Source organism: Stenotrophomonas sp. NPDC077420 (assembly GCF_044543385.1).
Classification (GTDB): domain Bacteria; phylum Pseudomonadota; class Gammaproteobacteria; order Xanthomonadales; family Xanthomonadaceae; genus Stenotrophomonas.
In genome coordinates this window covers 1-17,202 of the sequence record NZ_JBITVZ010000024.1, presented here as the reverse complement: position 1 = coordinate 17,202, position 17,202 = coordinate 1, and the positions used below count along the sequence as shown (strand labels likewise).

Annotated in this window: 14 protein-coding genes; 11 read left to right on the top strand and 3 right to left on the bottom strand. The window is 68.1% G+C overall.

From position 1 onward, the window contains the following. Positions 1-104: 104 nt before the first annotated feature. The 6 genes from ACIGII_RS18050 to leuB are packed head-to-tail and all read left to right on the top strand — an operon-like array spanning position 105 to position 6,642. Positions 105-1,202, top strand: coding sequence for a threonine dehydratase (locus ACIGII_RS18050; RefSeq protein ID WP_399640819.1), 1,098 nt, complete (start codon positions 105-107; stop codon positions 1,200-1,202). Between the two features lie 2 nt (positions 1,203-1,204). Then, positions 1,205-2,752, top strand: a complete 1,548-nt coding sequence (locus ACIGII_RS18045; RefSeq protein ID WP_399640892.1) for a 2-isopropylmalate synthase — start codon at positions 1,205-1,207, stop codon at positions 2,750-2,752. An 8-nt stretch (positions 2,753-2,760) separates the two neighbouring features. Further along, positions 2,761-3,543, top strand: a complete 783-nt coding sequence (locus ACIGII_RS18040; protein WP_399640816.1) for a class I SAM-dependent methyltransferase — start codon at positions 2,761-2,763, stop codon at positions 3,541-3,543. A 48-nt stretch (positions 3,544-3,591) separates the two neighbouring features. Next, complete coding sequence (leuC, locus tag ACIGII_RS18035) at positions 3,592-5,013, top strand: 3-isopropylmalate dehydratase large subunit (RefSeq protein ID WP_399640813.1); 1,422 nt, start codon at positions 3,592-3,594, stop codon at positions 5,011-5,013. Next, positions 5,013-5,591: a 3-isopropylmalate dehydratase small subunit gene (leuD, locus tag ACIGII_RS18030; RefSeq protein ID WP_399640810.1), complete on the top strand. Its 579-nt coding sequence runs from the start codon at positions 5,013-5,015 to the stop codon at positions 5,589-5,591. The genes leuC and leuD overlap by 1 nt, the downstream gene beginning before the upstream one ends. Further along, complete coding sequence (gene leuB / locus ACIGII_RS18025) at positions 5,581-6,642, top strand: 3-isopropylmalate dehydrogenase (protein WP_095362893.1); 1,062 nt, start codon at positions 5,581-5,583, stop codon at positions 6,640-6,642. Before leuD ends, leuB begins: the two co-directional genes overlap by 11 nt. A 191-nt stretch (positions 6,643-6,833) precedes the next feature. On the opposite strand, the gene ACIGII_RS18020 is transcribed toward leuB, so the two are convergent. Both ACIGII_RS18020 and ACIGII_RS18015 read right to left on the bottom strand, forming a co-directional pair. Further along, entirely contained in the window at positions 6,834-9,992 is a 3,159-nt protein-coding gene (locus tag ACIGII_RS18020) for an efflux RND transporter permease subunit (protein WP_399640806.1), read from the bottom strand. A 4-nt stretch (positions 9,993-9,996) separates the two neighbouring features. Beyond that, positions 9,997-11,133, bottom strand: a complete 1,137-nt coding sequence (locus tag ACIGII_RS18015; protein ID WP_399640803.1) for an efflux RND transporter periplasmic adaptor subunit — start codon at positions 11,131-11,133, stop codon at positions 9,997-9,999. Between the two features lie 125 nt (positions 11,134-11,258). On the opposite strand from ACIGII_RS18015, the gene ACIGII_RS18010 reads away from it, so the two are divergent. The 3 genes from ACIGII_RS18010 (at position 11,259) to ACIGII_RS18000 (ending at position 14,100) form a co-directional block, all read left to right on the top strand. Further along, a complete protein-coding gene (locus tag ACIGII_RS18010; protein ID WP_399640800.1) occupies positions 11,259-11,930 on the top strand; it encodes a TetR/AcrR family transcriptional regulator in 672 nt (223 codons plus the stop codon). Between the two features lie 138 nt (positions 11,931-12,068). Further along, the gene (locus ACIGII_RS18005; RefSeq protein WP_399640797.1) at positions 12,069-12,716 is read left to right on the top strand and encodes a protein-L-isoaspartate O-methyltransferase; all 648 of its coding nucleotides are present in this window, start codon (positions 12,069-12,071) and stop codon (positions 12,714-12,716) included. 16 nt (positions 12,717-12,732) lie between these two features. After that, positions 12,733-14,100 carry a TolC family outer membrane protein gene (locus ACIGII_RS18000; RefSeq protein ID WP_399640794.1) on the top strand — a complete coding sequence of 456 codons (1,368 nt, stop codon included), beginning with the start codon at positions 12,733-12,735 and terminating at the stop codon, positions 14,098-14,100. Between the two features lie 119 nt (positions 14,101-14,219). Here the strand turns inward: ACIGII_RS18000 and waaA are convergent, their stop codons facing one another. Beyond that, the gene (gene waaA, locus ACIGII_RS17995) at positions 14,220-15,518 is read right to left on the bottom strand and encodes a lipid IV(A) 3-deoxy-D-manno-octulosonic acid transferase (protein ID WP_399640791.1); all 1,299 of its coding nucleotides are present in this window, start codon (positions 15,516-15,518) and stop codon (positions 14,220-14,222) included. Between the two features lie 86 nt (positions 15,519-15,604). Here waaA and ACIGII_RS17990 point away from each other — a divergent pair, with 86 nt between their 5' ends. After that, on the top strand, positions 15,605-16,525 hold the full coding sequence (locus tag ACIGII_RS17990; protein ID WP_399640789.1) for an LpxL/LpxP family Kdo(2)-lipid IV(A) lauroyl/palmitoleoyl acyltransferase: 921 nt from the start codon (positions 15,605-15,607) through the stop codon (positions 16,523-16,525). Positions 16,526-16,672: 147 nt separating this feature from the next. After that, positions 16,673-17,104, top strand: a complete 432-nt coding sequence (locus ACIGII_RS17985) for an REP-associated tyrosine transposase (RefSeq protein ID WP_399640786.1) — start codon at positions 16,673-16,675, stop codon at positions 17,102-17,104. Positions 17,105-17,202: the final 98 nt, after the last annotated feature.

Genomic DNA, 17,202 nt, shown 5'->3' with positions numbered 1-17,202 from the left:
CGCCCGCGCCGTGGTAACGGTGCCGGTCCGGAGGGGTCTTCTTCAAGGCCCGTCGTCCACGCACGACCGCGTCCGTCATCCCGCGTGCGATCTGCGGAGCCGCCATGCCGGCTAGCCGTGCCCCGCAGGAATCGGAAGTAGGCGACGTAAGCGTCGCCGACGTGCTGGCCGCGCAGGCGCGGCTGCGCCGGTTCCTGCCGCCCACGCCGCTGCATTACGCCGAGCGGTTCGGCACCTGGCTGAAGCTGGAAAACCTGCAGCGCACCGGCTCGTACAAGGTGCGCGGCGCATTGAACGCGCTGCTGGCCGGGCGCGAGCGCGGTGATGACCGCCCGGTCATCTGCGCCTCGGCCGGCAACCACGCCCAGGGCGTGGCGTGGTCGGCCTACCGGCTGGATATTCCGGCCATCACGGTGATGCCGCACGGCGCCCCGGCGACCAAGATCGCCGGCGTTGCCCACTGGGGCGCCACCGTGCGCCAGCACGGCAGCAGTTACGACGAGGCGTATGCCTTCGCGCGCGCCCTGGCCGACCAGCACGGCTACCGCTTCCTGTCCGCCTTCGACGATCCGGACGTGATCGCCGGCCAAGGCACGCTGGGCATCGAACTGGCCGCGCATGCGCCGGACGTGGTGATCGTGCCGATCGGCGGTGGCGGGCTGGCCTCCGGCGTCGCACTGGCGCTGAAATCGCAGGGCGTGCGCATCGTCGGCGCGCAGGTCGAGGGCGTGGATTCGATGGCCCGCGCGATTCGCGGCGACACGCGCGAGATCGCACCGGTGGCCACCCTGGCCGACGGCGTGAAAGTGAAGATCCCCGGCACCCTGACCCGCCGCCTGTGCAGTGCGCTGCTGGACGACGTGGTGATCGTGCGCGAAGCAGAACTGCGCGAAACCCTGGTCCGGCTGGCGCTGGAAGAACACATCATCGCCGAAGGCGCCGGCGCGCTGGCGCTGGCCGCCGGCCGCCGCGTGGCCGGCAAGCGCAAGTGCGCGGTGGTCTCCGGCGGCAACATCGACGCCCTGGTGCTGGCGCAGCTGCTGGCCGACATCCGCCCGCGCCCGCCGCGCAAACCGCGCCGCCGCGCCAGCGAGCGCACACGGCCACCGCTACCGACCGTGCTCGCGCCACCCTCGAATTCCATCGTCCTTCCTTCCCCTGCCTTGCCATCCGACCTTGCCGTCGAGGAGACCTCCTGGTGAATATGCCCAACTCCCCCCGAATTCGAATTTTCGACACCACCCTGCGTGACGGCGAGCAATCGCCCGGCTGCAGCATGAGCCCGCAGCAGAAGCTGGTGATGGCACGCGCGCTCGACGAGTTGGGCGTGGACGTCATCGAGACCGGCTTCCCGGCCAGCTCGCAGTCCGACCGCGACGCGATGGCGATGATCGGCCGTGAAGTGCGCCGCCCGACCCTGGCGGTGCTGTCCCGCTGCCTGGCCGCCGACATCGAAACCTCGGCCAAGGCGCTGGAGGCGGCCGCCAACGCGCGCCTGCACGTGTTCCTGTCCACCAGCCCGCTGCACCGCGAGCACAAGCTGCGCATGAGCCGCGAGCAGGTGCTGGAATCGGTGCACAAGCACGTGAGCCTGGCGCGCAGCTACATCGACGATGTGGAATTTTCGGCCGAGGATGCCACCCGCACCGAAGAAGACTTCCTGATCGAGGTGGCCCGCGTGGCCGCCGCCGCCGGCGCCACCACCATCAACCTGCCCGATACGGTCGGTTTCACCACGCCGGAAGAGATCCGCGGCATGTTCCAGCGGGTCATCGCCGGCGTGCCCGACAGCGACCGCATCATCTTCAGCGCCCACTGCCACAACGACCTGGGCCTGGCCGTGGCCAACTCGCTGGCGGCCATCGAAGGCGGCGCCCGCCAGGTGGAGTGCACCATCAACGGCATCGGCGAGCGCGCCGGCAACTGCTCGCTGGAAGAGCTGGCCATGGTGCTGAAGGTACGCAACGCCTTCTATGAAGAAGATACCCGCATCAACACCCCGCGCATCGTCTCCACCTCGCAGCTGCTGCAGCGCCTGGTCGGCATGCCGGTCCAGCGCAACAAGGCGATCGTCGGCGCCAACGCGTTCGCGCACGAATCGGGCATCCACCAGCACGGCATGCTGCGCCATCGCGGTACCTACGAAATCATGCGCCCGGAAGACGTAGGCTGGGAAAACTCGCAGATGGTGTTGGGTCGCCACAGTGGCCGTGCCGCGGTGGACGCCCGCCTGCGTGCGCTGGGCTTCTGGCTGGAAGAGGAAGAACTGAAGCTGGTGTTCGAGCAGTTCAAGCGCCTGTGCGAGCAGCAGCGCGTGGTCACCGACGCCGACCTGCAGGTGCTGATGCAGGGCAGCTCCACCCAGAATGGCTACCGCCTGGCGTCGATGACGATCAGCGACGTGGGCAGCCGCGCCAACGCACTGGTCGAGCTGTCGGATCCGGACGGCAACCGCGTGGCTGAAACCGCGCAGGGGGATGGCCCGGTGGACGCGCTGTTCGGCGCGCTGTCGTCCGCCACCGGGGTGCAGCTGATGCTGGACAGCTACCACGTGCACAGCGTGGGGATCGGCGCCGACGCACGCGGCGAAGCCAACCTGAGCGTGCGCCACGACGGCGTGGAGTACGAAGGCACCGGCACCAGCCGCGACATCATCGAAGCCTCGGCCCTGGCGTGGCTGGACGTGGCCAACCGCCTGCTGCGCCAGCGCCAGGCCAATACCGAACACCCCGCGGCCACCGCCGCCGCCTGAGGAAACCCATGAGCGCCTTCGACAGCCCGTACACCAGCGACGCCTCCCAGACCTGGAACGCCCACGACTACGCCATCGACGCCGGCTTCGTGCCGCGGCTCGGCGGCGCGGTGGCGCGCCTGCTCGACCCGCAGCGCGGCGAGCGGATCCTTGACCTGGGCTGCGGCGATAGCGTGCTGAGCTTCGATCTGGCACTGAGCGGTGCGCAGGTAACCGGCGTGGACAGCTCGCCGGAGCTGATCGGCGGCGCGCGTGCACGTGGGATCGATGCACGGCTGATGGATGCGCACGCGATGACCTTCGACCGCTGCTTCGATGCGGTGTTCAGCAACGCGGCGCTGCACTGGATGCGGGAACCGGACAGGGTGATCGACGGCGTGCGCCGTGCGCTGCGCCCCGGTGGCCGCTTCGTCGCCGAGATGGGCGGCCAGGGCAACGTGGCCACCATCACCAGCGCACTGCAGGCCGCCCTGTGCAGCAACGGCCATGCGGTGCCGGGGTTCCCGTGGTACTTCCCCAGCGCGGACGCGTACGCCGACCGCCTGCGCGCGCACGGTTTCCAGGTGCGCCATATCGAATGCCTGGCGCGTCCGACCGTGTTGCCCACCGGCATGCAGGGCTGGCTGCGCACCTTCGCCTCGCCGTTCCTGGTGGGGTTGGATGCCGCCCAGCGCCAGCGCGTGCTGGATGACACCGTGGCGCTGCTGGCGCCGACCCAGCGCGACGCGCACGGCCAATGGACCGCCGACTACGTGCGGCTGCGCTTCGAGGCGCGGCTGCGCACTTCCTGACCGACCCGAACCGCCCTATCGTCACATGAACCACAGCAAGGCCATTCCATGACCCCAGCTCCCCGCAACCTGTACGACAAACTGTGGGACGCCCACGTGGTCGTGCCCGAATCGGACAGCGCGCCCGCCGTGCTGTACATCGACCTGCACCTGATCCACGAAGTGACCTCGCCGCAGGCCTTCACCGAACTGCGCGAGCGCGGCCTGTCGCCGCGCCGCCCGGACCGGACCAAGGCCACCATGGATCACTCCACCCCGACCCTGCCGGCCGGTGCCGACGGCAAGCTGCCGTACGCCAGCGCCGCTTCGGAAGCCCAGGTCGCCATGCTGGCGCGCAACTGCGCCGAGCACGGCATCGAGCTGTTCGATCTGCAGTCGGCCAACCGCGGCATCGTGCACGTGATCGCCCCCGAGCAGGGTTTCACCCAGCCGGGCATGACCATCGTGTGCGGTGACAGCCATACCTCCACCCACGGTGCGTTCGGTGCGCTGGCGTTCGGCATCGGCACCAGCGAAGTGGGCCACGTGATGGCCACCCAGTGCCTGCTGCAGCGCAAAGCGAAGACCATGGCGATCACCGTGGACGGCACGTTGGCCCCCGGCGTCGGTGCCAAGGACGTGGTGCTGCACATCATCGGCGTGATCGGGGTCAACGGCGGCACCGGCCATGTGCTGGAGTTCCGCGGCAGCGCGATCACCGCGATGGGCATGGAGCAGCGCATGACCCTGTGCAACATGTCCATTGAAGCCGGCGCGCGCGCCGGCATGGTCGCGCCCGACCAGGTCACCTTCGACTGGGTGGCCAACACCCCGCGCGGCCCGAAGGGCGCGGCGTTCGACAACGCCGTGGCGCAGTGGTCGCAGCTGCGCAGCGATGCCGGCGCACGCTTCGACAGCGAAGTGCACATCGACGCGGCCGACATCCGCCCCACCCTGACCTGGGGCACGCACCCCGGCACCGCCATCGCGGTAGACGCGCCGATCCCGGCCGCCAACGACGCGGCCGACCAGAAGGGCCTGGATTACATGCACTTCCACGCCGGGCAGACCCTGGCCGGTACGCCGGTGGACGTGGTGTTCGTCGGCTCGTGCACCAACGGCCGGCTGAGCGACATGCGTGAAGTGGCGCAGGTGCTGCAGGGCCGACGCATCGCCAACGGCGTGCGCATGCTGGTGGTGCCGGGTTCGGAGATCGTCAAGCGCCAGGCCGAAGCCGAAGGCATCGATGCCATCGTGCGCGCGGCCGGCGCCGAGTGGCGCGAGCCGGGCTGTTCGATGTGTATTGCCATGAACGGCGACCTGGTCGCTCCGGGGCAGCTGGCGGTGAGCACCAGCAACCGCAACTTCGAAGGCCGCCAGGGCCCCGGCTCGCGCACGCTGCTGGCCTCGCCGATGACGGCCGCCTGGGCCGCGGTGAACGGCCATGTGGCCGACCCGCGTGAACTGTATGCCAGCCGGGAGGTGGCCTGATGAGCGGCTTCCGCACCCTGACCTCGACCAGCGTGGTGCTGCGCGAGACCAACATCGACACCGACCAGATCATTCCGGCGCGGTTCCTGTCCACCACCGAACGCGCCGGGCTGGGCAAGCACGCGTTCAACGACTGGCGCTGGCAGGCCGATGGCAGCCCGAACCCGGGTTTCGCCTTCAACCAGCCGCACAACGCCGGGCGCAGCATCCTGCTGGCCGGGCGCAACTTCGGCTGTGGCTCCTCGCGCGAGCACGCGCCGTGGGCACTGGCCGACCTGGGCCTGCGCGCGATCGTGAGCAGCGAGATCGCCGACATCTTCCGCGGCAATGCGCTGAAGAACGGCCTGCTGCCGATCGTGCTCGACGAAGCCGACGTGCAGATGCTGATGCAGCGCCCCGACGACGCATTGACCGTGGACATCGCCGCGCGCGAGCTGCGCACGCCCGATGGCCGGGTGTATTCCTTCCCGCTGGACGGCTTCTCGCAGACCTGCCTGCTGGAAGGCGTGGACCAGTTGGGGTATCTGTTGGGTCGTACCCCTGACATTGAACGTTACGAGAGTGAACATGCACGCTGAGATTGTCGTATTGCCCGGTGATGGCATCGGTCCGGAAGTCGCCGCGGCCGCGGTTGCGGTGCTGGGCGCGGTGGCCGAACGCTTTGCCCACACCTTCCATTTCAGCGAACACGATATCGGCGGCATCGCCATCGACCGCCACGGCGAGCCGCTGCCGGCGGCCACGCTGGAGGCCTGCCGCCAGGCCGATGCGATCCTGCTCGGCGCGGTGGGCGGCCCGAAGTGGTCCGACCCGAACGCGAAAGTGCGCCCGGAACAGGGGCTGCTGGCCATCCGCAAGGCGCTGGGGCTGTATGCCAACCTGCGCCCGGTGCGCACCCATCCGGCGGCGCTGGGTGCCTCGCCGATCAAGGCGGAGCTGCTGGAGGGCGTGGACTTCGTGGTGGTGCGCGAGCTCACCGGCGGCATCTACTTCGGCGAGAAGACGCGCACGGCCGACACCGCCAGCGACCTGTGCAGCTACAGCGTGGGCGAGATCGAGCGGGTGATGCGCAGTGCGTTCCGGCTGGCACGGCAGCGCCGTGGCAAGGTCACCTCGGTGGACAAGGCCAACGTGCTGGAGACCTCGCGCCTGTGGCGTGACGTGGCGGCGCGGATCGGCCGCGAGGAATTCCCGGAGATCGCGCTGGAGCACCAGCTGGTGGATTCGATGGCCATGCACCTGCTGGCCAAGCCGCGCGAGTACGACGTGATCGTGACCGAGAACATGTTCGGCGACATCCTCACCGATGAGGCTTCGATGCTGGCCGGTTCGCTGGGCCTGCTGCCGTCGGCGTCGCTGGGCGAGCCGGGTGCGGTGGGCATTTACGAGCCGATCCACGGCTCGGCCCCGGACATCGCTGGCAAAGGCATCGCCAATCCCTACGCCACGATCTTCAGCGCCGCGATGCTGCTGCGCCATTCGCTGGGATTGGAAGCCGAAGCAGCCGCCGTGGAAGCGGCCGTACATGCCGCGCTGGACGATGGGGTGTTTACCGCCGACCTGGCCGCCAAGGGCCAGGCGGTAAGCACCACGCAGGCCACCGACGCGGTATTGGCGCGTCTGGGATAACCGCCGGCGCAGAGGCAGAGCGAACCGGTAGAGCGGACTGGTAGAGCGGACTGTCAGTCCGCTGCTCTCGGCGCAGACCCACACACCGCGCGAACGGCAGCGGACTGACAGTCCGCTCTACCCCTTGTGCATCCCGTTCGGGATACACAAGGCTGCCATGCCCCGTGGGCACGGCAGCGCCGGACGAGACCCTACTGGGCCTCGTCCGGCTTCACCCGGAACCACGCCGCATACAGCGCCGGCAGGAACACCAGCGTCAGCACGGTGCCGACAATCAACCCGCCCATGATCGAAATCGCCATCGAGCCGTAGAACGCACTGCGCGACAGCGGAATCATCGCCAGCACCGCCGCCAGCGCGGTCAGCACGATCGGGCGGAAACGCCGTACCGTGGCGTCGATGATCGCGTGCCAACGGTCATGCCCGGCGTCGATGTCCTGCTGGATCTGGTCGATCAGGATCACCGAGTTGCGCATGATCATGCCCGCCAGCGCGATCGTGCCCAGCAACGCCACGAACCCGAACGGGGCGCGGAACAGCAGCAGGAACAGCGTCGCACCGATGATGCCCAATGGCGCGGTCACCAGCACCATCGCCGCACGCGAGAAGCTGCGCAGCTGCAGCATCAGCAGCGTGGCCACCACGATCAGGAACAGCGGCATGCCGGCCTTGATCGAATCCTGTCCGCGCGCCGAATCCTCCACCGTGCCGCCGGTCTCCAGCAGGTAACCCGCCGGAAGGTCGGCACGGATCGTCTCCAGGGTCGGCAGGATCTGCTGGATCACATCGAGCGGCTGCCTGCCATCGCCGATGTCGGCGCGCACCGTTACCGTCGGCAGCCGGTTGCGATGCCAGATGATGCCGTCCTCGAACGCATATTCCAGCCGCGCCACCTGCGACAGGGTCACCGAGGTGCCGCTGGCCGTCGGAATGGCCAGGCTGCCCAGCATGTCCAGCCGTACCCGCTCATTCTCCGGCCCGCGCAGCAGCATCTCGATCAGGCGGTTGCCTTCGCGGTAGGTGCTCACGCTCATGCCCGACAGCGAGGTGCCCAGCAACTGGCTCACCTGCGCGCTGCTCACGCCCAGCGCGCGCGCACGGTCCTGGTCGATCACCAGCCGCACCACCTTGCTCGGCTCGCTCCAGTCCAGGTTCACGTTGATTACGTGCGGGTTCTCGCGCACCTTGGCCTGCACCTGCCGCGCGATCGCCTGCACCTGGTCGATGTGCTCGCCGGAAATGCGCATCTGCACCGGATAGCCCACCGGCGGTCCGTTTTCCAGGCGGGTCACGCGCATCTGCACGTCGGTGAACTGCGGAATCACGTCCTTGATCAGCCAGTCGCGGGTGGCCTCGCGCGCGTCGGCGTTTTCGGTCAGCACCACGAACTGCGAGAAGTTGGTGGCCGGCAGCTGCTGGTCCAGCGGCAGGTAGAAGCGCGGCGAACCGGTCCCCACATAGGCCACGTAGTTGCTGATGCCCTCGCGGCCATGCAGCAGCTTTTCCAGCTTTGCCGCCTGCGCCTTGGTCGCCTCCAGCGAGGCGCCTTCCGCCAGCTCGATGTCCACCATCAGTTCCGGCCGGGTCGAGTCCGGGAAGAACTGCTGCGGCACGAAGCGGAAGATCAGCAGCGAGAACACGAACAGCGCCGCGGTGGCCCCGATCACCCACCAGCGATGGCGCAGGCAGGTATCCAGGAAGCGCCGGAAGCGGGTGTAGAACGGCCGCTGGTACGGGTCGTGGTCGTGCGCGTGCTGCTTGGGCACGATCCAGCGTGCCAACGCGGGGAAGCGGTCGCCCCATGCCGCGCGGCGGGCCTGCCAGCGCGCGGCCACGCTGCCCGGCTTGGGCGGCTGCGGGTTGAACAGGTCCGGCAGCATCTTGTCGCCCAGGTAGGGAATGAACAGCACCGCGGCGATCCACGACACCACCAGCGCGATGGTCACCACCTGGAACAGCGAACGAGTGTATTCACCGGTGCTGGAGGCCGCCGTGGCGATCGGCAGGAAGCCCGCTGCGGTGATCAGCGTACCGGTGAGCATCGGGAAGGCCGTGCTTTCCCAGGCAAAGCTGGCCGCGCGCAGGCGGTCGTAGCCCTGCTCCATCTTGGTGGCCATCATTTCCACCGCGATGATCGCATCGTCCACCAGCAGGCCCAGCGCCAGCACCAGCGCGCCCAGCGAGATCTTGTGCAGGCCGATGTCGAAGTAATGCATGACGAAGAAGGTCATCGCCAGCACCAGCGGAATGGTCACCCCCACCACCAGGCCGGTGCGCAGGCCCAGCGAGAAGAAGCTGACCAGCAGCACGATCACCACCGCTTCGGTCAGCACCTGCACGAACTCGCCGACCGATTCTTCCACCGCATGCGGCTGGTCGGACACCTTGCGCAGCTGCATGCCGGCCGGCAGCGACGTCTGCAGCCGCTTGAACTCGGCGTCCAGGGTGGTGCCCAGCTTGAGGATGTCGCCGCCGTCCTTCATCGCCACCGCGATGCCGATGGCGTCCTCACCCATGAAGCGCATCTTCGGCGAGGCCGGGTCGGCAAATCCGCGCTTGACCTCGGCGATGTCGCCCAGGTGCACGGTACGGTCGCCGGCCTGGATCGGGAAGCGGCGGATGTCGTCGATGCTCTGGAACTGCCCGGTCACCCGCAGCTGCACGCGGTCGGTGGGGGTTTCGAAGAAGCTGGTAGCGGCGATCGCATTCTGGTCGGCCAACGCCTGCTGCACCTGCTGCAGCGACACGCCCAGCGTGGCCAGCTTGGTATTGGACAGTTCGATCCAGACCTTCTCGTCCTGCAGGCCTTCCAGCTCGATCTTGCCGACGTCCGGCACCCGCTGCAGTTCCAGCTGGATGCGGTCGGCATAATCGCGCATCACCGCGTAGTCGAAGCCCTGCCCGGTCAGTGCGTAGATGTTGCCGAAGGTATCGCCGAACTCATCGTTGAAGAACGGGCCGACGATTTCGCGCGGCAGGTTCGGCTTGATGTCGCCCACGCGCTTGCGCACCTGGTACCACAGCTCGGGGATCGCCTTGGAGCGCAGGCTGTCCTTGGCCGCGAAGATCACCTGCGATTCGCCCGGACGCGAGTACGAGCGGATGAATTCGTACTGCCCGGTATTGAGCAGCGCCTTTTCGATCGGCTCGGTCACCTGCCGCGACACCTGCTCGGCGGTGGCGCCCGGCCACATCGTGCGTACCACCATCACCTTGAAGGTAAACGGCGGATCTTCGGACTGGCCCAGGTGTTTGTACGACCAGGCGCCGATGATGGCGAAGGCGAGCATGGCAAACAGCACCAGCGCGCGGTTGCCCAGCGCCCATTCGGAAAGATTGAAGCGGCGCACGGGGTCAGCGTCCCTTGCCGTTGGCAGCGGCGCCTGGCGCGGCCGCCGGCTTCAGCAGCGGGCGGTTCTGCCGGTCCACCGGGGTCACCACCTGGCCTTCGCGCAGCAGGTGGCCCCCGGCGGCCACCACCCAGTCCTGCGCGCCCAGCCCGGACAGCACGGGCGCCGCGTCCGGACCAAAGGCCCCGACCGTCACCGGCGTGGCCTTGATCGCACCGTTGGCCGGGTTCACCACCCAGACGCTGGCCTTGCCATCGGCACCGCGCAGCACCGCGCCCAGCGGCACCTGGAGGGTGCCGGCGCGGCCGGCGTCGGCGAACACCCGCGCACTCTGGCCCAGCTCCACCTGGCTGGCCGCTTCCGGCGCCAGGCTCACGCGGGTGGCATAGGTACGCCCCTGCGCATCGGCGGCCGGGGCAATTTCGCGGATCGTGCCCGGCAGCAGCTGGCCCGGCGTGTTCCAAAGTTCCACCTGCACCTGCTGGCCGACCTTGTAGTCGCGGATGGAGCTTTCCGGCAGCGCGATCAGCACTTCCCGGCCCCCGTCCGCAGCCAGGGTGAACACCGTCTGCCCGGCGCCCACCACCTGCCCGGCCTCGGCCTGGCGACTGGCGATCACGCCATCGGCCGGCGCGCGCAGCTGCGCGTAGGCGGCCTGGTTGCGGGCCACTGCCAGGTTGGCGCGGGCGGCATTGGCCTGCCCCTGCGCTGCCTTGAAGGCGGCGGTCTGCGCATCCAGCGTGGACTGGCTGACCAGTTGCTGCTGGGCGAGGGTGGCGTAGCGCTTCTGGTCGTCGCGGGCGCGCACCAGATCGGCCTCGGCCGCGGCCAGCTGGGCCTGCGATGCGCTGGCCTGCGACGCGAAATCGGCCGCGTCCAGTTCCGCCAGCAGGTCGCCCTTGCGGACGCGCTGGCCGGCGTCGACGTGGCGCTTGACCAGGTTGCCGCCGACCCGGAACGAGAGCGGGCTTTCCTCACGCGCATGCACCTCGCCCGGGTACGCCGCCACTTCCTGGCCGCTGACCGTGCCCGGTTGCACCACCAGCACCGGAATCGGCGCGGCCGGCTCGACATCCTGTTTGCCACATGCCGCCAGCATCACTGCCAGCAGCGCACCGCCCATCCATCGCACGTTGTTCATGGGGTCTCGGACCTTGGAGTACCGGGGGGAATACCGCGTGGACGCAACATGCTGTTCCACAACGGCTAATAGTGAACCAGCCGGTATAGTATAAATATCGAACCGATTGGTCTAGTATTGTTTGCATGACTGTTCCGACCTCTTCCGCTGCCGCGTCCAAGCCCGCTGCCAAGGCCGCCGGACCCGGTCGCCCGAAGGACCTGGGCAAGCGCGCGGCGATCCTGGACGCGGCCAAGGCATTGTTCGTCGAACAGGGGTACGGCGGCGTCAGCATGGACAGCATCGCGGCCCAGGCCGGCGTGTCCAAGCTCACCGTTTACAGCCACTTCGGCGACAAAGAGACGCTTTTCACCGAAGCTGTGCAATCCACCTGCATGGAGATGCTGCCCGACGCCCTGTTCGTCACCGACGTCGATGGTGCGCTGCGCGAGCAGTTGCTCGGCATCGGCCGGGCGTTCTTCAGCATGATCACCTCGCCGGCCGCGGTGGCCGTGCAGCGGGTGATGATGGCCCCGGACACCGACGACCGGATCCGCGAGATGTTCTGGGAGGCCGGCCCGCAGCGTACCAGCGCGGCCCTGGCCGAATTCCTGCGCGCGCGCAGCGACCGCGGCGAACTGGAGATCACCGACTTCCACACCGCCGCCCTGCAGTTCTTCACCCTGATCAAAGGCGAGCTGCATACGCATATGATGTGCGGGCTGCGGCCAACCCCGGCCGAGTGCGACGCCGACGCCCATGTGGCCGCCAGCGTTGAGTTTTTCCTGAGGGCGTACGCCACCCGCCCGCCGCGGTGATGACAACATGAATGGACCGGAGGTCGCGGTGACTTCCGGCACTGCGACCCCGGCGCGACGGCAGCGATGCTCTCAGCGCGCCGCCGGCTCCCGGCACCGGTAAAATGGTCGGCCCCTTGCGCTGGATTGAGAACCCCCATGACGATCGATTACGCCCACGCCCGCGAACTGATGGTTGAACAGCAGATCCGTCCCTGGGACGTGCTGGACATCCGCGTGCTTGATGTACTGGCACGCCTGCCGCGGGAGGCGTTCGTCGCCGAAGCGAACCGTGCGCTTGCCTATGCCGACATTGAACTGCCGCTGGGCAACGGACAGAAGATGATGAAGCCGGTCATCGAAGGCCGCACCCTGCAGGCGCTGAACCTGCAGCCGGGCGATGAAGTCCTGGAAATCGGCACCGGCAGCGGCTTCCTGAGCGCCTGCATGGGCGAACTGGCCCGCGAAGTGCTGAGCCTGGACATCGACCCGGCCCTGGCCGCGGGCGCACGTGCGCGCCTGGATGCCGCCGCGCTGGGCAACAACGTCCGCATTGAAACCGCCGATGCGTTGAACTGGGACACCGACCGTCGCTTCGATGCCATCTGCGTCACCGGCGCCGTGGACACGATTCCGGCCCGCTTCACCCAGTGGCTGCGTCCGAACGGCCGCATGTTCGTGATCCAGGGGCGTTCGCCGGTGATGGAAGCGGTGCTGGTCAAGGCCGACGGCAGCCGCGAGTCCCTGTTTGAAACCGATATCGACTACCTGCGCGGTGCCGCGCCGGCACCCCAGTTCCACCTCTGAGTCCAAGGAAGCCGCAATGATCCGCCGATCCCTCGCTATTGCGCTGGCCGCCGCACTGCTGCCCGTGACCGCCTCTGCCGCCGACCTGCTGCAGGTCTACGAAATGGCGCGCAACGGCGATCCGCAGCTGTCCGCCGCAGAATCGACCCGCCTGTTCGACAAGGAAGGCGCCGTGCAGGCGCGTGCCGCGTTGCTGCCGCAGATCAATGGTGAGGCCTCGCTCACCCGCAACCGCACCAATCCGAACCACGACATCAGCTCCGATTCGTACACCACCAAGAACCGCAACTACGGGATCAGCGGCTCGCAGACGCTGATCAACTTCACCCAGTTCGCCAACCTGCGCGCGCAGCGTGAACTGAGCAAGGCGGCGGACTTCACCCTCGATTCGGCCAACGACAACCTGATCGTGCGCACCTCGTCGGCGTACTTCAACGTGCTGGTGGGCATCGAATCGCTGTCGGCGGCGCAGACCAACGAAGCGGCCGCCAAGAAGCAGTTCGACTTCGCCGACAAGCGGCTGGAAGTGGGCCTGGCTCCGATCACCGACGTGCATGAAGCCCGCGCCCAGTACGACCAGGCCCGCGCCAACACCATCATCGCGCAGAACACCCTGGCCGATGCCTACCAGGCGCTGACCGAACTGACCGGCCAGCCGGTGACCGACCTGCGGGCACTGCCGACCGATTTCCGCCCGGAACTGCCTGCCAAGTACGCCACCGTCGACCAGCTGGTCAACGAAGCCGTGGCGCAGAATCCGGCGCTGAAAGCGCAGGAGCTGCAGGTGAGCGCGGCGGAAGCCAGCGTTTCGGCGGCCCGTGCCGGCCACCTCCCGACCCTGTCCCTGGGCGCCAGCGTGGGCCGCCAGGCCAGCTGGGGCGACGTGGTGGGCAGCGGTTCGAACTTCAGCCCCGATGCCCGCAGCAACAGCGTCGGCCTGACCCTGAGCGTGCCGATCTTCTCCGGCGGCGCCACCCAGTCCGGCGTGCGCCAGGCCCTGGCCCAGCGCGACATCGCACAGGACGGCTACGAGCAGCAGAAGCGGGCCCTGGACCGCAACACGCGCAACGCCTACCAGACCCTGGTGGCCGGGATCAGCGAAGTGGAGGCGCGCCGCCTGGCAGTGGTGTCCGCGCAGAGCGCCTACGACGCGTCGCAGGTGGGCCTGGAAGTGGGTACCCGCACGGTGCTGGATGTGATCCAGAACCAGCGCATCCTGTTCTCGGCGCAGCTTGAGTATGCCAACGCCCGCTACACCTTCCTCCAGAACCGGCTGCTGCTGGGCCAGGCGGTCGGCGTGCTGGACATCGCCGAACTGCAGGACATCAACCGTCTGCTGACCCAGCAGGCCGCCACGCCGAGCACCACGGTCAACAGCCAGTGATCCAGCGGTAACCCGGAAACGAAAAAGCCACCTGCGAAGGTGGCTTTTTTCGTGGACGTTCTTCAACGACTGCCGGCGCATCTGGCGTAGAGGTCGGTGTCGGCGTGGGCGGCGGCCCTTCACTCCAACGGCGGCGGCAGCTTCGGCGCAATCAGCTCCACCGTGCGCTTCAACGCGCCGCGCCCGTTGCTGACCAGCGCGCAGCCCGCGCTGGCCATGTCTTCGCGCTCCTGCGGGTCCTGCAGCAGGGTGAGCAGGGCGTCGCCGACCCCTGCCACGTCATCGGCAATCAACACCGCACCGGCTTCCCGCATGCGCCGGGAGATTTCGGAGAAATTGTGCAGGTGCGGGCCGGTCACCGTGGCCGTGCCCATCGCAGCCGGTTCCAGCAGGTTGTGCCCGCCAATCGGCTGCAGGCTGCCCCCGACGAAGGCCACCTGCGCGCAGCCGTAGAACGCCATCAACTCGCCCAGCGTATCGATCACGAACACGTCGCTGTCCGCCTGCGGCCACTGCTGCTGGCGGCGGGTGCTGACCTTCCAGCCCTGCTCGCGCGCCAGCGCTTCCACCCGCGGGAAGCGCTCGGGGTGGCGGGGCGCCCACAGCAGCAGCAGGCCGGGCACCTCGGCACGCAGGCGCCGGTGCAGGTCGATGACCGCCTGTTCCTCGCCTTCGTGGGTGCTGGCCGCAATCCACACCGGGCGCGCGCCCGGCACGGCGGCATGGAAGTTCGCGGTGAATTCGCGCACGTTCGGGGTGGCAATATCGAATTTCAGGTTACCCAGTGGCTGCACCTGTTCAGGCAGCGCGCCCAGCTGGATGAAGCGTTCTGCGTCGTCGGCCGACTGCGCGGCCACGCAGGTGACCGTGCGCAGGGTGCGCTCGATCAGCGGGCGCAGCAGTCGGTAGCCGCGCAGCGAGCGTGCCGACAGGCGTGCGTTGAGGATGTACACCGGAATGCCACGATCGCGGCAGCCGAACAGCAGGTTCGGCCACAGCTCGGTCTCCAGGATCAGCGCCAGGCTCGGCTTGAAATGACCCAGGAAGCGGCCCACGCTGCCCGGGACGTCATAAGGCAGGTACACGTGGTCGACCGCATCGCCCCAGAGGGAACGCACCCGCTCCGAGCCGGTCGGGGTAATGGTGGTGATCACCCAGCGGATGTCCGGGCGCAGCGCGCGCAACGCATTGACCAGCGGCGCGGCCGCGTTGACCTCGCCTACCGACACCGCGTGCAGCCAGACCCGGGGCTGGCCGCTGGAATGGGGATAGGACGCGTAGCGTTCGTCCCAGCGCTGGAAATACTGGCGCACCCGGAACCCGCGCCAGACCAGGTGGTACACCGTGATCGGCAAAAGCAGGTACAGCACGACCGAATACAGGCCGCGCAGGATCCATTCGACAGGGCTATTACGCATGCGCAGAGGATACGGGAGCGGCACCGGGAAAGACATGCAAGGCGTCGCCAACGCACCGCAGCGGATGCATGACTTAGAATCGGGGCATGTCCGATAACGCTTCCACCGCCACCCGGCCGTCCCTGCGCAACCCGCGCCACTGGCCGACCTTCGCCTTCATCTTCCTGGCCTTCGGCATTGCCCGCCTGCCCTGGGGGCTGCAGCGCGCGCTCGGCCGCGGCGTGGGCACCGTGGCCTACCACGTGGCCAGCAGCCGGCGGCGTGCGGCCGAGGTGAACCTGAAGCTCTGTTTCCCGGAGAAGGATGACGCCTGGCGCCAGCGCCTGCTGCGTGACAGCTTCGACGCGCTGGGCGTGGGCATCTTCGAGTTCGCCCGGGCCTGGTGGGGCAGCATCGACAGCATCCGCCCGAAGGTGCAGGTGGAAGGCCTGGAGCATCTGCACCGCATGCAGGCCGAGGGCCGCGGCGTACTGCTGGTGTCGGGCCACTTCATGACCCTGGAGATGTGCGGCCGGCTGCTGTGCGACCACGTCGACCTGTCGGGGATGTACCGCAAGCACCGCAACCCGGTCTACGAATGGGCGGTGAAGTTCGGCCGGCTGCGGTATGCCAAGGCGATGTACGCCAACGAGGACATCCGCGCCACCGTGCGCCACCTGAAGAAGGGCGGGTTCCTCTGGTATGCCCCGGACCAGGACATGCGCGGCAAGGACACCGTGTTCGTGCCGTTCTTCGGCCATACGGCCTCGACCATCACCGCCACCCACCAGCTGGCGCGGATGACCGGCTGCGCGGTGATTCCGTACTTCCACCGGCGTGAGGGCGGAAAGTACTTCCTGAAGATCGGTGCGCCGTTGGAGAACTTCCCCAGCGACGACGTCGAAGCGGACACCGCGCGCGTCAACCAGGCCATCGAAGCCATGGTCCGCGAAGCTCCCGACCAATACCTGTGGATCCACCGCCGCTTCAAGCGCCAACCCGGCGGCCGAAGCAACTATTACGACTGACGAGCGACCCGCGTAGCGACACGCCATGCGTGTCCCACGCGATGCCGACCCGCGCGCGCTGGCACGCAGACACGCATGGCGTGCCCCTACGCTGCGTTGCGCTGTCCACCGATGCCTGGTCTGCGCGTGTTGCGCCACCCTGCCCGCATGTCCAGCTCACGCCTTCAACGCGGGCGGGTGTCGGCAGTGGGAGCGATCTACATCCTTACCACGGTCACCCGCCATCGGCAGCCCTTGTTCGCGGTGCGCGCCAACGCCCATGCAGTCATCGACGCCCTGCGCCACGTCGAACGCAGCGGTCGCAGTCGTACGCATGCATGGGTAGTGATGCCCGACCACGTGCATTGGTTGATGGAGCTCAGGTCCGGTACCCTCGCCACCTGCATGAACATTTTCAAATCGCGCAGCAGCCGATTGATGGCGTGTGACCAGGTGTGGCAGCGCGGGTACCACGACCATGCGCTGAGACGGGAAGAGTCGCTGTTGCAGGCGGCACGTTACATCGTTGCCAACCCGTTGCGGGCGGGATTGGCGCAGCAGGCAGGCGAATACCCCTACGCATGGTGCCGAGGCCTGTAGAGACACGCCATTGAGCTGACCCCCAAATGTTGGACAGTTGGGGGCTAGGTTGCGGAGGCTTGGGTCCGATATTGAATCGGACTCATGCCACCCAAGCC

Coding starts and splice junctions, on each gene's coding strand:
- ACIGII_RS18015 (WP_399640803.1), bottom strand. CDS start 11,133: ATGAACAACGTGCGATGGATGGGCGGTGCGCTGCTGGCAGTGATGCTG.
- ACIGII_RS18045 (WP_399640892.1), top strand. CDS start 1,205: ATGCCCAACTCCCCCCGAATTCGAATTTTCGACACCACCCTGCGTGAC.
- leuD (WP_399640810.1), top strand. CDS start 5,013: ATGAGCGGCTTCCGCACCCTGACCTCGACCAGCGTGGTGCTGCGCGAG.
- ACIGII_RS18050 (WP_399640819.1), top strand. CDS start 105: ATGCCGGCTAGCCGTGCCCCGCAGGAATCGGAAGTAGGCGACGTAAGC.
- waaA (WP_399640791.1), bottom strand. CDS start 15,518: ATGCGTAATAGCCCTGTCGAATGGATCCTGCGCGGCCTGTATTCGGTC.
- ACIGII_RS18005 (WP_399640797.1), top strand. CDS start 12,069: ATGACGATCGATTACGCCCACGCCCGCGAACTGATGGTTGAACAGCAG.
- ACIGII_RS18000 (WP_399640794.1), top strand. CDS start 12,733: ATGATCCGCCGATCCCTCGCTATTGCGCTGGCCGCCGCACTGCTGCCC.
- leuB (WP_095362893.1), top strand. CDS start 5,581: ATGCACGCTGAGATTGTCGTATTGCCCGGTGATGGCATCGGTCCGGAA.
- ACIGII_RS18040 (WP_399640816.1), top strand. CDS start 2,761: ATGAGCGCCTTCGACAGCCCGTACACCAGCGACGCCTCCCAGACCTGG.
- ACIGII_RS17985 (WP_399640786.1), top strand. CDS start 16,673: ATGTCCAGCTCACGCCTTCAACGCGGGCGGGTGTCGGCAGTGGGAGCG.
- leuC (WP_399640813.1), top strand. CDS start 3,592: ATGACCCCAGCTCCCCGCAACCTGTACGACAAACTGTGGGACGCCCAC.
- ACIGII_RS17990 (WP_399640789.1), top strand. CDS start 15,605: ATGTCCGATAACGCTTCCACCGCCACCCGGCCGTCCCTGCGCAACCCG.
- ACIGII_RS18010 (WP_399640800.1), top strand. CDS start 11,259: ATGACTGTTCCGACCTCTTCCGCTGCCGCGTCCAAGCCCGCTGCCAAG.